Annotated in this window: 12 protein-coding genes; 3 read left to right on the top strand and 9 right to left on the bottom strand. The window is 68.3% G+C overall.

The window, feature by feature from the left end:
* Position 1: 1 nt before the first annotated feature.
* From CVV76_RS13090 to htpX, 8 genes are all read right to left on the bottom strand, one after another.
* Positions 2-1,240: a cell envelope biogenesis protein TolA gene (locus CVV76_RS13090; RefSeq protein ID WP_102225104.1), complete on the bottom strand. Its 1,239-nt coding sequence runs from the start codon at positions 1,238-1,240 to the stop codon at positions 2-4.
* Positions 1,241-1,251: 11 nt separating this feature from the next.
* Positions 1,252-1,791 carry a protein TolR gene (gene tolR / locus CVV76_RS13095; RefSeq protein WP_102225105.1) on the bottom strand — a complete coding sequence of 180 codons (540 nt, stop codon included), beginning with the start codon at positions 1,789-1,791 and terminating at the stop codon, positions 1,252-1,254.
* Between the two features lies 1 nt (position 1,792).
* Positions 1,793-2,491, bottom strand: a complete 699-nt coding sequence (gene tolQ, locus CVV76_RS13100) for a protein TolQ (protein WP_102225106.1) — start codon at positions 2,489-2,491, stop codon at positions 1,793-1,795.
* 94 nt (positions 2,492-2,585) lie between these two features.
* Positions 2,586-2,999, bottom strand: coding sequence for a tol-pal system-associated acyl-CoA thioesterase (gene ybgC / locus CVV76_RS13105; RefSeq protein WP_102225107.1), 414 nt, complete (start codon positions 2,997-2,999; stop codon positions 2,586-2,588).
* Positions 2,996-3,925 carry an N-acetyl-gamma-glutamyl-phosphate reductase gene (argC, locus tag CVV76_RS13110; protein ID WP_102225108.1) on the bottom strand — a complete coding sequence of 310 codons (930 nt, stop codon included), beginning with the start codon at positions 3,923-3,925 and terminating at the stop codon, positions 2,996-2,998. The genes ybgC and argC overlap by 4 nt, the downstream gene beginning before the upstream one ends.
* 60 nt (positions 3,926-3,985) lie before the next feature.
* Positions 3,986-4,630, bottom strand: a complete 645-nt coding sequence (locus CVV76_RS13115; RefSeq protein ID WP_102225109.1) for a hypothetical protein — start codon at positions 4,628-4,630, stop codon at positions 3,986-3,988.
* A gap of 202 nt (positions 4,631-4,832) precedes the next feature.
* Positions 4,833-5,858 (bottom strand): Holliday junction branch migration DNA helicase RuvB, encoded by a 1,026-nt coding sequence (ruvB, locus tag CVV76_RS13120; protein ID WP_102225110.1) that lies wholly within the window; start codon positions 5,856-5,858, stop codon positions 4,833-4,835.
* Positions 5,859-6,019: 161 nt separating this feature from the next.
* Positions 6,020-7,003, bottom strand: a complete 984-nt coding sequence (gene htpX / locus CVV76_RS13125) for a zinc metalloprotease HtpX (protein WP_102225111.1) — start codon at positions 7,001-7,003, stop codon at positions 6,020-6,022.
* A 268-nt stretch (positions 7,004-7,271) separates the two neighbouring features.
* Here htpX and CVV76_RS13130 point away from each other — a divergent pair, with 268 nt between their 5' ends.
* The 3 genes from CVV76_RS13130 (at position 7,272) to CVV76_RS13140 (ending at position 13,408) form a co-directional block, all read left to right on the top strand.
* Positions 7,272-9,551: an NADP-dependent malic enzyme gene (locus CVV76_RS13130; protein ID WP_102225112.1), complete on the top strand. Its 2,280-nt coding sequence runs from the start codon at positions 7,272-7,274 to the stop codon at positions 9,549-9,551.
* Between the two features lie 264 nt (positions 9,552-9,815).
* Positions 9,816-11,708: a propionate-CoA ligase PrpE gene (gene prpE / locus CVV76_RS13135; RefSeq protein WP_102225113.1), complete on the top strand. Its 1,893-nt coding sequence runs from the start codon at positions 9,816-9,818 to the stop codon at positions 11,706-11,708.
* A gap of 314 nt (positions 11,709-12,022) precedes the next feature.
* Positions 12,023-13,408: a sigma-54-dependent transcriptional regulator gene (locus CVV76_RS13140; protein ID WP_102225114.1), complete on the top strand. Its 1,386-nt coding sequence runs from the start codon at positions 12,023-12,025 to the stop codon at positions 13,406-13,408.
* 38 nt (positions 13,409-13,446) lie between these two features.
* On the opposite strand, the gene CVV76_RS13145 is transcribed toward CVV76_RS13140, so the two are convergent.
* Entirely contained in the window at positions 13,447-14,208 is a 762-nt protein-coding gene (locus CVV76_RS13145) for an NAD kinase (RefSeq protein WP_102225115.1), read from the bottom strand.
* Positions 14,209-14,334: the final 126 nt, after the last annotated feature.

The following is a 14,334-nucleotide window of genomic DNA, read 5'->3' on the forward strand; positions in this document are numbered from 1 at the left end:
ATCAGCGCGACCTCATCTGTGCGGGGTTGAAGGTGATCTCGACGTTCTTCCACTGGTCGTATTTCGCGGCCGGCAGGTCGAACCCGTCCGCCCCGCAGAGGAACACCGCGCGCCGGGCCGCGTCGTAGGCCGCGCGCTGCGCGTCCGGCGACCCCTGCGTGGCCGAGACCTTGTGGACCGAGCCGGACTGAACCGTGCCGTCGGCGTTGAGCGAGAAGCCCACCACGACGGTCACATCCGCCGCGGCCGACCCCACGTCGACATACCAGCATTTCTGAACCGCAAGCGTCAGCCCCTCTTTCTCTGCCGAGGTCAACGGAGGCCCTTCGGCAGCGGTTCCATTGCCCTGCTCGCCCTTGGTCTCTCCCTCGGCGCCCTTGGCGCCGCTGGCCAGCGCCGCCGCGACCGCGGCATCGACCGAATCCTCGACCTTCTTCTGAGGCTTCTTCTCGGCTTTCTTCGCGGGCTTTTTCTCGGGGGTCTTCTCCGGGGTCTTCTCCGCCGCCTTGGGTTTCTCCGGCGTCTTCTCAGGCGTCTTTTCCGGCGCCGGCTTGGCGGCCGGGCGCGGCCGGTTCTCGGGGCGCGGGCTCGCGGCAGGCGCGTGGTTGGCGGGGGCCGCGTTTTCCTTGGCGGTGTTCTCCTCGGTCGCGATGCGGCTCGCGGCCTCCTTCGGCGCCGCCTCTTCCTTGGGCTTCTGGGGCTTTTGCGGCGGGGCGTCGGCCTTCTTCTCGACCGCCTGCTGCTTCTTCGGCGCCTCCTTGGCGTCGGTCTTGGGCGCGGGCGTCGGCGCGACCCGGTCGACCTTGCGGGTCTCGGGCTTCTCGCTGACCTTGGGGGCGGGCGGCGTGGGCGGCGGCGCGGGCGCCTTGTCGGGCACCGGCGGCGCATCCGGCGCGGCGGGCGTCGCCTCGGGCTTGGGCTCGGGCTTCGGCGTGGGGACAGGCTTGGGCGCCGGCGCCGGCTTGGGCTCTGGTTTGGGTTCCGGCTTGGGCGCCGCCTTCGGTTTGGGTGAAGCGGTCGGCGCCAGCGCCTTCGGCGTCGCGACATCCGTCTTCGGCGTCGCCGGCGGCGCCGAGGAAGACGCGGTCAGCGCCTGGAACTGGTCCGGGCTGAGGAGCGACACGTTGGCCACGCTGACCGCCGGGTTTTCGTGCGACTGCCAGAACCAGCCGCCGAACAGCACCCAGAGGATCAGGACCACATGCCCGACACCCGAAATGATGTAGCCCTTGTTTTCCATTCTCCGCCGGCCTAGCCGCCGTTACTTCCGCTGCCCGCGGCGCCGGACGCGCCACCACCGTTCGCGCCGCCACCGTTCGGACCACCGCCGAAGCTGGGCCCGTTCGAGTCGGTCACGAGGCCGATGTCGTGGAAGCCCGCGGCGTTGAGCGCGCCCATCACCTGGGCGACCCGGTCATAGGTGATCTTGCCGTCGGCCCGCAGGTAAAGCTTGTCGTCCTTGCGCTCCGACGCGATCGACCTGAGCCGCGGGATCAGCTGGTCCTGCTGCACCTCGGTCTTCTGCACCATGATCTTGCCGTCCTCGGTGAGGGTCACCGTCAGCGGCTCTTCCTTCTCCGTCGGCAGCGCGGTGGCCGCCGTCTTGGGCAGCTGCACCGGCACGCCCACGGTCAGAAGCGGCGCCGAGACCATGAAGATGATCAGCAGCACCAGCATCACGTCGACCATCGGCGTGACGTTGATCTCGGCCATGGCGTGCGAACGGCCGGTGCGGCGCCTGCGTCCGCGCCGACCCGAGCCTCCGCCCCGGTTGACGACACCCCCGGCCATCTTATGCCGCGTCCAGCTGGCGCGACAGGATGGTGGCGAATTCGTCCGCGAAGGCCTCGTAATTGCCGATGATCGCGTCGCTGTCGGCCGAAAGCTTGTTGTAGAAGATCACGGCAGGCACGGCGGCCACGAGGCCGAGCGCCGTCGCCACCAGCGCCTCGGCGATGCCGGGCGCCACGACGGCGAGGTTCGTGTTCTGGCTCATCGCGATCTGTTCGAACGAATGCTTGATGCCCCAGACCGTGCCGAACAGGCCCACGAAGGGCGCGGTCGACCCGACGGTCGCCAGGAACGACAGCCCTTGGTTCAGCCCCGAGGCCTCCTTGGCGATCGCCACGTCCATCGACCGGTCGATCCGCGCCTGAGCGCCGGCGATCAGCTTGCCGTCCTTACGGTGGCTGCGCCGCCATTCCAGCATGCCGGCGGCGAAGATGCGCTCCGACGCGCCCTCCGGCTCATCGCCGATCTGGTCGTAAAGCTCATCCAGCGGCTCTCCCGACCAGAACGCCTCGTCGAACCCCGAGGAATGGGCACGGGCCCGACGGTAGGTCAGGTGTTTCTGGATGATGATCGCCCACGACCAGAACGAGGCGATGATCAGCAGGATCATCACCAGCTTGACGGTGATCGTGGCGCGCATGAACAGCGCCAGCATCGAAAAATCGACCGCATGCGCCGCAGCGAGTGTTTGGGTATCCATTTGCCTGCTCGTTATCCTTGAGCGACCGTTCTTGCGACGGCCCGATTACCACTGATTCTACCCTGTTTTGAGGCGGATTGCCAACACATGGCCGTTATGGGCGGGAAGTTTCCCGCGATTCGCCCAGAAGCTGGCGGATATCCGCCGGGATCCGCGCAGGCGCTCCGCCCGCGCCGAGGCAGACCAGCGTGACGTCCGCCCGGAAAAGCACTGCCCCCCCACGCGAAACAATCTGGCGCAACGAGATCCGCGCGCCGGTCAGCCCGGTCAGCACCGTCTCTACCGAAAGCAGATCATCGAAGAGCGCGGGCGACAGATAGTCCGCCTCGACCCGCCGGACGGCGAAGACGATCCCCTGCCCGGCTTTCAGCGCGCTTTGGTCGATACCCAGCGCGCGCACCCATTCACTGCGCGCGCGCTCGATGAATTTCAGGTAGTTCGCGTAATAGACGATTCCGGCAAGGTCGGTGTCCTCGTAATAGACCCTGACCTCGAAGCGATGGCTCACGATCCGGCACCTTCCAGCCCCGCATCCTCGGGCAGGCCGAACATCACGTTGAGGTTCTGCACCGCCGCCCCCGACGCCCCCTTCCCAAGGTTGTCGAGCACCGCGACCGCCGCCACCGCGCCGGTCCTGGCATTGCCGTGAACCGACAGCTCCAGCCGGTTGGTCCCGTTCAGGCGCTGCGGCATGACGCGGGGCTGATCGGTCTCGGCCGGCACGACGCGAACGAAGATCTCGCCCTCGTAGGCCTCGGCCAGCGCCTCTTCGGCCCGGGCGATGCCCTCGGGCCCCAATTGCAGGTGCACCGCCACCGCCATGCCCTGCGCATACTGCCCGACCGAGGGCACGAAGACCGGCGCGACCTCAAGCCCGCCGTGCAGCGTGATCTCGGGCAGGTGCTTGTGGCCCTGCGCCGTGGCGTAAAGGAACGATCCCTGCACCCCGCCGCCCTCATACTCGGCGATCATAGACTTGCCGCCCCCGGTATATCCCGACACGCCCGAGATCGCGGGCGGCGCCTTCGGATCGATCAGCCCGGCCACGACCAGCGGCCGGATCAGCGCGATCGCGCAGGTCGACCAGCAGCCCGGATTGGAGACGTAGCGCGCCGCGGCGATCCGTTCGCGCTGGCCCTTCGCCATCTCGGGAAAGCCAAAGGCCCAGTCCGGGTGCACCCGGTGCGCGGTCGAGGCGTCGATGATCCGGGTCTTCAGGTCCTTCGCCTCGGCCACGATCTCCCGCGCGGCGTCGTCGGGCAGGCACAGGATCGCGGCGTCGGCCTCGGCGTAGGCGTCGAGCCGTGCGGCCGGGTCCTTGCGCCGGGCCGGATCGACCGAGACCAGCGTGATGTCGTCGCGGCGCGCCAGACGCTCGCGGATCTGCAAACCCGTCGTCCCGGCTTCGCCATCGATGAACACCCTGACCGGCATCGTCGCACTCCCTTCATGCCTTTCCACCCCGAGCGGCGCGCCCGGGGCCCGCGTCCGGTCTTACCCGATTGCCAGCCGCGCCGCCAGACGGAGGGCATGCGATGGATCCCGCCCAACCGATGGCATCCGCGGATCGTAGGCGGCGCGCAGGATCCCCGCGATCTCGGGGTGCAGGATCACGCCCCCCGCACCGCCCCCCGCACCGCCCACCCCGGTCCGCGCCAGCGGAGAGCGCGCAGCAAAGGCCGGCTCGGACCACGAGAGCATCGCCTGTGCCGCCTGCGCCAGCGCGATTTCCTCAGCGGGGATCTCGGCCATCGGCCCCTTCATCGCGACGAAGGTGAAGACCGCCCGGATCGCCCCCTGCCCGTCGAACCGGAAGGTGCGGTACTGACTGGCCCCCTCGTCCGCCAGCCGCTGCACCAGCAGGTCGAGCCCTGGAATCATGTGGCCCAGGCCGGGCACCTCGGCCAGCTCGGCCCAGTCGCGCAGGAAGAAGACCATCAGGTTCGCGCCCAGCTCCGGGTCGGTCTCGGCCAGCGGGTGGCGCACCATCGCCGACACCGCCTCGAGCGCGCCCTTCACCGTGGCAAGCGTCGCATCCTGAACCCCGAAGACCACCGGCGCGATCGGCCGCCCCCACCGCGCGCAGAGGTAGCTGCCGTCGGTGCGAGTAAACAGCGGGGCGATATCCTCGGGGGTCATGGGATCCTCGGGAGGCATGGGGCGAAAGGTCCGGAGGTGGTGTGGAAGCGGTGGATGCGCCGTGAGTATTTGCACGGGAAAGACAGCACAAGCCTGTCGCGCCGAAACGGCGGAAAGAAGCCCGATCCAAACCGGCAGGTCCCGACCTACCAAGTCCCGCCCGGCCAAGTCCCGCCCGGCCAAGTCCCGCCGGGGCAGCCGTTCAACCGTCGAACAGCTCGCCCTGCCCCGGGGCGCGCGGCGGCGTCAGCCCCAGGTGGCGCCAGGCGCGCTGGGTCAGCATGCGCCCGCGCGGGGTGCGCGCGATCAGCCCCTGCTGCAGCAGATAGGGCTCGATCACCTCCTCGATCGCGTCGCGCGATTCCGACAGCGCGGCCGAGAGCGTCTCCACCCCCACCGGTCCGCCTCCGTAATGCTCGGCCATCAGCCCGAGGTAGCGCCGATCAGCCCCGTCGAGGCCCAGGTGATCGACCCCCAGCCGCGTCAATGCCCCGTCGGCCAGCTCGCGCGTCAACCGCCCGTCACCCTCGACCAGCGCGAAATCGACCACCCGGCGCAACAGCCGCCCGGCGATCCGCGGCGTGCCGCGCGCGCGCCGGGCGATCTCGGTGCAGCCCTCCGGATCCGAGGGCACGCCCAACAGCCGCGCGCCCCGCGTGACGATCTCGTTCAACTCCGCCTCGGTATAGAATTGCAGGCGGGTGGGAATGCCGAAGCGGTCTCGCAGCGGGGTGGTCAGAAGGCCAAGGCGGGTGGTGGCGCCGACAAGGGTGAAGGGCTGCAGGTCGATCCGCACGGTGCGCGCGGCGGGCCCCTCGCCGATCACGAGGTCCAGCGCGAAATCCTCCATCGCGGGGTATAGCACCTCCTCCACCGCCGGGTTGAGCCGGTGGATCTCGTCGATGAAAAGCACATCGCGGGGTTCGAGGTTGGTCAGGATCGCCGCCAGATCCCCCGCCTTGGCCAGCACCGGGCCGGAGGTCATGCGGAACCCCACCCCCAGCTCGCGCGCCATGATCTGCGCCAGCGTCGTCTTGCCCAGGCCGGGGGGGCCATGGAACAGGGTGTGGTCCATGGCCTCGCCGCGCATCTTGGCGCTTTCGATGAAGACCTTGAGGTTCGCCCGCGCCTCGGCCTGGCCGATGAACTCGTCAAGCTGCTGGGGCCGCAGCGCCCGATCGGCATCCTCGGGCAGGCGGTCGGGGCGAAGGGTCGGATCGGAGGTCATGGGCAGCCTGCTGATTGGTGCCAGACCATCGCCGTTCTGGCCGCCCGGTTCAAGGCCGCCCGGTTCAAGGCGACCGGCCGACGCCCTTGCCCCTCACTTCTTCTGAGCGGAAATATCCTCGGGGGGGGGTGCAGGGGGGCAGACGGCCCCCCGCTCCGACCTCACCCCCAGGGGCCACGCCGGGTGTCGGGCGCCTCGCCTCCCCACGGCCCTTCCGACACGGGCCCTTCCGACACGCCCCCACGCGATACAGGCCCCCGCGACACCGGCGGCGCCCGCCGGCCCGCCGCGCGCGGCGCCGCGGTCGTGCCCATGCGGCCGGCCTGCTCCCGCAACGCCTCGATCCGGTTCGCAGTCGCCGGATGGGTCGAGAACAGCTTGTCGCGCCCTAAGGCATGCAGCGGGTTGATGATGAACATGTGCGCGGTCGCGGGGTGCCGCTCGGCCGCCTCGTTCACGCTGTCCTGCGCATGCGCCTCGATCTTGCGCAGCGCCGAGGCAAGCCACAGCGGGTTGCGGCAGATCTCGCCCCCCTCGCGGTCGGCCTCGTATTCCCGCGCGCGAGAGATCGCCATCTGCACCAGGCCCGCGGCCATCGGCGCAAGGATCATCATGGCGAGCGAGCCGATCAGGCCCATGTTGTTGCGGTCCGTCCGGAACCAGAAGGCAAAGTTCGCCAGCATCGAGATCGCGCCCGCAAAGGTCGCCGTGACCGTCATCGTCAGGGTGTCGCGATGCTTGATATGGGCCAGCTCGTGCGCCATCACGCCGGCCAGTTCCTCGCGGCTGAGCCTGCGCATGAGGCCGGTCGAGGCCGCAACGGCGGCATGGTCGGGCGAGCGGCCTGTGGCGAAGGCGTTCGGCTGGTCGGTGTTCAAAAGGTAGACCCGCGGCATCGGCAGATCCGCGTTGCGCGCCATCTCCTCGACCACGGAATAAAGCTGTGGGGCGGTGGCGGAATTCACCTCCTGCGCATTGTGCATGCGCAGCACCATCTGGTCCGAATTCCAGAAGGTGAAGGCGTTCATCGCCGCCGCGACCACGAGGGCGATCAGCGCGCCGGCAGTCCCGCCGATCAGCGCACCAAGCCCCATGAACAGCGCGGTAAGAACCGCCATCAGGATGCCGGTCTTCAGGGTCGCCATCTTGTCCTCTCCGATGTTGTCGGCGCATCGGATATGGCGATCGCTGCCGCGCGGCTCAAGTCCCTCCACGACTCCAACGGCCGACCTTCCCGCGCGCCCGACCTGCTGCCGACTCGCCCCTGTCACGTCTCCCTGATTTGATCCGCGGCGAAACGCCTTGCCGGGGGGTGATTTGCAAGTTGTGCTTGAAACTCCTGCCAAGGCCGCTCAAATTGCACGCCGGACAGGATGGTTTAATATTAAACCAGATTCCAGGGAGGCTCTCACGATGGACGAGGCACGGAGCGACAACGCGCGTCAGGCGGCGCTCGACTACCACGAATTCCCGAAACCCGGGAAGCTCGAGATCCGGGCGACCAAGCCGCTCGCCAACGGCCGCGACCTGAGCCGCGCCTATTCACCCGGCGTGGCCGAGGCCTGCCTTGAGATCAAGGAAGACCCTTCGACCGCCAGCCGCTTCACCGCGCGCGGAAACCTCGTCGGCGTGGTGACCAACGGTTCGGCCGTGCTCGGCCTTGGCAACATCGGCGCGCTGGCGGCAAAGCCGGTGATGGAGGGCAAGGCCGTGCTCTTCAAGAAATTCGCCAATATCGACTGCTTCGACATCGAACTCGCCGAGAAGGACCCCGAGAAGCTGGCGGAGCTCGTCTGCGCCCTCGAACCCACCTTCGGCGCGATCAACCTCGAGGACATCAAGGCGCCCGACTGCTTCATCGTGGAAAAGATCTGCCGCGAGCGGATGAACATACCCGTCTTCCACGACGACCAGCACGGCACCGCGATCGTCGTGGGCGCCGCGGCGACCAACGCGCTGCGGGTCGCCGGCAAGAAGTTCGAGGACATCAAGGTGGTGTCGACCGGCGGCGGCGCCGCGGGGATCGCCTGCCTCAACATGCTGCTGAAGCTTGGCCTGAAACGCGAGAACGTCTGGCTCTGCGACGTGGCCGGCCTCGTCTACGAGGGCCGCGAGGAGGAGATGACCCCGCAGAAGGCCGCCTATGCGCAGAAATCCGACAAGCGCACGCTGGATGACGTGATCGACGACGCCGACCTGTTCCTCGGTCTTTCCGGCCCCAACGTCCTGACCCCCGAGATGGTGAAGAAGATGGCCCGGCGGCCGATCATCTTCGCCCTTGCCAACCCGCGCCCCGAGATCATGCCGGATGCCGCGCGCGAGGTGGCCCCCGACGCGATCATCGCGACCGGGCGGTCGGACTATCCCAACCAGGTCAACAACGTCCTGTGCTTCCCCTTCATCTTCCGCGGCGCGCTGGACGTCGGCGCGACGACGATCAACGACGAGATGCAGATCGCCTGCATCGAGGGGATCGCCGCGCTGGCCCGCGCGACCACCTCTGCCGAAGCCGCCGCCGCCTACCAGGGCGAGCAGATGAATTTCGGCGCCGACTACCTGATCCCGAAACCCTTCGACCCGCGGCTGATGGGCGTTGTCGCCTCGGCGGTGGCCAAGGCCGCGATGGATTCGGGCGTCGCCGCCCGTCCGTTCGACGATCTCGATGCCTATCGTGAAAAGCTGGACGGGTCGGTCTTCCGTTCGGCGCTGATCATGCGCCCGGTGTTCGAGGCCGCAAGCTCGGCCGCGCGCAAGATCGTCTTCGCAGAGGGTGAGGATGAGCGCGTGCTGCGCGCAGCCCAGGCGATGCTCGAGGAGACCACGGAACTGCCGATCCTGATCGGCCGCCCCGAGGTGATCGAGACCCGGCTGGAACGCGCCGGCCTGACGATCCGGCCCGGGAAGGATTTCGAGATCGTCAACCCCGAGGACGACCCGCGCTATCGCGATTACTGGGGCACCTACCATGAGCTGATGGCCCGACGCGGCGTGTCGCCCGACCTCGCCCGCGCGGTGCTGCGCACCAATACCACGGCGATCGGCGCGGTCATGGTGCACCGGGGCGAGGCCGACAGCCTGATCTGCGGCACCTTCGGGCAATACCTCTGGCACCTGCGTTATGTCCGCCAGGTGCTGGCCCGCGACGGGCTGCACCCGGTGGGCGCGCTCAGCCTGATGATCCTCGAGGACGGCCCGCTTTTCATCGCCGACACCCACGTGAACCAGGAGCCCACGCCGGCCCAGATCGCCCAGACGGTGATCGGCGCGGCGCGGCACGTCCGCCGCTTCGGCATCACGCCGAAGATCGCGCTCTGCTCGCATTCGCAATTCGGCAACCTCGAAAGCCTGTCGGGCACCAAGATGCGCGAAGCGCTGGAGCTTCTGGACGCACGCGAACCTGATTTCGATTACGAGGGCGAGATGAACATCGACGCCGCGCTGGATGCCACCGTGCGCGAGCGGATCTTCCCGGGCGGGCGCTTCACGGGGGCGGCGAACGTGCTCGTCTTCGCCAATGCCGATGCGGCCTCGGGGGTGCGCAACATCCTCAAGGCCAAGGCAGGCGGGCTTGAGGTCGGGCCGATCCTGATGGGCATGGGCAACCGCGCCCATATCGTGACCCCCTCGATCACGACCCGGGGCCTGCTGAACATGTCCGCGCTGGCGGGCACCCCGGTCGCGCATTACGGCTAAGACAGACACGCAGGGCGCCCGGCAAGGCGCCCTGCCCTGCACACGGAACTTTGCAAAGGTCGCCAGGTGTTGGCGATCGCCGGCATAATCTTCGCCGCTTTGCAAATTCCACCGCCCCCTCCCGGAAACTTTCTGCAAATTTCCCGCGACGTGAGCGGTAACGCCCCCGCAGCAAACTTGCGCGGGCGGCAAGGCCTTCCTAACAAGTATGCGCAGGCCCGGGCGAAGAGGAGTCGCCCGGCCGGCACGCAAGGAGGAGGCAGCATGAGTTACAAAGACGTCTACGCGCGCTGGAAGGCCGATCCGGAAGCCTTCTGGATGGAGCAGGCCGAGGCGATCGACTGGGTCGAGAAGCCCTCGAAAGCGCTCTGGGACGAGAACGCGCCCCTCTACGAATGGTTCAGGGACGGCAAGGTGAATGCCTGCTGGAACGCGGTCGACCGCCATGTCGAGGCGGGCCGTGGCCCGCAATACGCGCTGATCTACGACAGCCCGATCACCGGCCGCACCCACAAGATAACCTTCTCCGAGCTGCGCAATCGCGTGGCCACCCTTGCCGGCGCGTTGCGCGCCAAGGGCGTGGAAAAGGGTGATCGGGTGATCATCTACATGCCCATGGTGCCCGAGGCGATCGAGGCGATGCTGGCCTGCGCCCGGCTGGGCGCGATCCACTCGGTCGTGTTCGGCGGATTCGCCGCGCACGAGCTGGCCGTGCGGATCGACGACGCGAAACCAAAGGCCATCCTCGCCGCCTCCTGCGGGATCGAGCCGGGGCGCATCGTGCATTACAAGCCGCTCCTCGATGCCGCGATCGAGCAATCGCAACACAAGCCCGAGTTCTGCGTCATCCTGCAGCGCGAGCAGGAAGTGGCGAAGATGATCGAGGGCCGCGATTACGGCTGGCACACCTTCCAGTACGGCGCCACCCCGGCGGAATGCGTGCCGGTGGAGGGCGACCACCCGGCCTATATCCTCTACACCTCGGGCACGACAGGCCAGCCGAAGGGCGTGGTACGCCCCACCGCGGGCCACATCGTCGCACTGAACTGGACCATGAAGAACGTCTACGGCGTCGACCCGGGAGAGGTGTTCTGGGCCGCCTCGGACGTGGGCTGGGTCGTGGGACACAGCTACATCGCCTACGGGCCCCTGATTCACGGCAACACCACCATCGTGTTCGAGGGGAAACCCGTGGGCACGCCCGATGCCGGCACCTTCTGGCGCGTGATCCAGGACCACAAGGTCGCCAGCTTCTTCACCGCCCCCACCGCCTTTCGCGCCATCAAGCGCGAGGATCCCAAGGGCGAGCTGGTCGCGAAATACGATCTGTCCAGCCTCCGGGCGCTCTATCTCGCGGGCGAACGGGCCGATCCGGACACCGTCGTCTGGGCGCAGAACGTCCTCAAGGTCCCGGTGATCGACCATTGGTGGCAGACCGAGACCGGCTGGCCCATCGTCGCGAACCCGCTGGGGATCGAGGAACTTCCGGTCAAGCTCGGCTCGCCGTCGGTGCCGCTGCCGGGGTGGGACGTGCAGATCCTCGACGAGGGCGGCCAGCAGATGAAGACCGGAGAGCTGGGCGCGATCGCGATCAAGCTGCCGCTGCCGCCCGGCACCCTGCCCACGCTGTGGAACGCCGAGGCGCGGTTCCGCAAGGCGTATCTGGAGCACTTCCCGGGCTATTACGAGACTGGCGACGCGGGCTATATCGACGAGGACGGCTATCTCTACATCATGGCGCGCACCGACGACGTCATCAACGTGGCCGGCCACCGCCTGTCCACCGGCGCGATGGAGGAGGTTCTGGCCTCGCACCAGGACGTTGCCGAATGCGCGGTGATCGGCGTGGCCGACGATCTGAAGGGTCAGCTGCCGCTGGGGTTCCTGTGCCTCAACAAGGGGACCAACCGCCCCGAGGACGAGATCATCCGCGAATGCGTGGGCCTCGTGCGTCAGCAAATCGGCCCGGTGGCGGCGTTCAAGCTTGCCTGCGTGGTGGATCGGCTGCCCAAGACCCGCTCGGGCAAGATCCTGCGCGCGACCATGGTCAAGATCGCCGATTCGCAGCCGTTCAAGACCCCGGCGACGATCGACGATCCCGCCATCCTCGACGAGATCCGCAGCGCCTTGCAGGGGCTCGGCTACGCAAAGGCTTGACGTCCAAAGGTTTTCCCCACGGCACAAGTCCCCCGGTGACGACGGGGGCCAGGGTCAACCCTGACGCGATCACCATCTCCCCCGCGGTGCGAGTTGGCGCGCCCCGCGGTTTCGCGTATCCTCGCGGGAAACCAAGCAAAACCCGCCTGCCGGCCCTCCGGCACCGGCGGCCCAGCAGCCAGAGCCATGCCTCACGCGACGAACCGACAGGACAAGACCCCGAAACGCTCCAACCGGGGCGGCACGACGAAATCCCGGCTTGACCTTGCCGTGTCATACTGCGGATCCCTGTTCGCCGCGACAGAGGACAGAGCATGACCGCCCCCGCCCCCATCCTGCTGATCGAGGATACCCCGCCGCTGCAGCTTCTCTACGAGACGCTGCTGACGCTCGAGGGGCACAAGGTCACGGGGGCGGTGACGGCGGCGGACGGCTGGCAGGCTTTTCGCGCCACCCGGCCCCGCGTCGTCATCCTCGACCTCATGCTGCCCGACCGCGACGGGCTGGACCTGTTGCAGGACATGCTGCGCGAAGATCCGGCGGTTCGGGTGATCGTGATCACCGCCAACGGCTCGATCAGCAAGGCGGTGGCGGCGATGCGCGCCGGGGCGCAGGAATTCCTGGTCAAGCCGTTCGATGGAAAGCGCCTCGTGGCCGCGGTGTCGACCGCGCTGAGCCAGTTCCCCGCCCCCGTGACGGGGGCCGCCACGACGGCCGAGGTTCCCGGCCCGCCCGGCGACCTGATCGGCACCTCCCCGGCGATGGAACGGGTCTATGCCACCATCCGCTCGGTCGCGCCGTCGATGGCCACCGTCTTCATCACTGGCGAAAGCGGAACCGGCAAGGAGCTTTGCGCCCAGGCGATCCACGACCTGTCGGGCCGCGCTGCGGGCCCGTTCATCGCGCTGAACTGCGGCGCGATCCCGTCGGATCTGCTGGAAAGCGAGGTCTTCGGTCATCTCAAGGGTTCTTTCACCGGCGCCATCGCCGACAAGCCGGGGGCCGCGACGGCCGCCGACGGCGGTACGCTGTTCCTCGACGAGATCTGCGAGATGGATCTTGCACTTCAGACCAAGCTCCTGCGCTTCCTGCAAACCTCCACCGTCACGCCGGTGGGGGCGACCAAGCCGCGCAAGGTCGACGTGCGGATCGTCTGCGCCACAAACCGCGACCCGCTGGAGGCCGTCCGCGCCGGTCGTTTCCGCGAAGACCTGTACTACCGCCTCCATGTCGTGCCGATCCACATGCCGCCCCTGCGCGACCGCGGCGAGGACGTGATCACCATCGCCGAAACCGTTCTGGCGCGCTATTCCGTGGAAGAGGGGCGCGGCTTCACCGCCCTGTCGCCCGGGGTAAAATCGTGCTTTCGCGATCTTCCCTGGCCCGGCAACGTCCGCCAGCTTCTGAACGTACTGCGCAACGTCGTGGTGCTGAACGCCGAGGGCAGCGTGGTGACCGAGGCAATGCTGCCTGCCGACCTGCGCGGCATCGGGCCAAGCGGCGTGGCGCGCCCGGCGGAGTTGCACTCCGACGACCTGATCGGACGGCCGCTGGCAGAGATCGAGCAGATCGTGATCGAGGCGACGCTGGCGCGTTGCGACGGCTCGGTGCCCAAGGCTGCGCGCCTGCTCGAGGTGTCGCCCTCCACGCTCTACCGCAAGCTCGAGGGCTGGCGCCAGGAACGCGAGGCGGCGGAGTAGTTCGGGGGTTCCCTTGCGCCCGGGCGGCGCCACGGCCCTCAGACGAATTGTTCGCGCAGCAGGCGCTCTTCCAGCCCGTGCCCCGGGTCGAACAGGATGCGGTGACTGATCGTGGGTTCCGACCGGACCTCGACCCAGCGCACATCGCGCACGCTACGCCCGTCGCCCTCGGCCATCACCGGGCGTTTCTGCGGCTCCAGCACGTCGAAACGGACCACGGCGCGCTTGGGCAGGATCGCCCCGCGCCAGCGCCGGGGACGGAACGGCGCCACCGCGGTCAGCGCCAGCACCTCGGATCCGATCGGCAGGATCGGTCCGTGCGCCGAATAGTTGTAGGCGGTCGACCCGGCCGGCGTCGACACCAGCGCGCCGTCGCAGACCAGCGGTTCCAGCCGCACCTTGCCGTCGACGCTGATCCGCAGCTTCGCCGCCTGCGGCCCGCCCCGCAGCAAGGACACCTCGTTGATCGCCAGCAGGTCCCGGGTCGATCCGTCGGCGCAGGCCGCCGTCATGCGCAGCGGGTTGATCACCTCTTCCTCGGCCGCTTCCAGCCGGGCGTGCAGGTCGTCCTCGGAATATTCGTTCATCAGGAAGCCGACGGTGCCGCAGTTCATCCCGTAGACTGGCAGCGGAGAGGTTTCCGTCGCATGCAGCGTGTGCAGCATGAACCCGTCGCCGCCAAGCGCCACGATCACCTCGGCCTCGTCCTCGGGAACGGTACCATAGCGCGCCACCAGACGGGTAAGGGCCGCCTGCGCCACCTCTCCGTGGCTTGCCATGAAAGCGATCTTGCGCCGCATGCCGCCTGCCTCCTCTGCGCCCCTAGAACACCGCCGGGCGCATCACGGGGCCTGTTGTCACCCGCGACCGGGGGAAACACAAGCCCGCCCTGCCGGGCCCATGACCGCACCATTCGTGGCCCACCC

This window comes from Acidimangrovimonas sediminis (genome assembly GCF_002871005.1).
Taxonomy (GTDB): Bacteria; Pseudomonadota; Alphaproteobacteria; order Rhodobacterales; family Rhodobacteraceae; genus Acidimangrovimonas; species Acidimangrovimonas sediminis.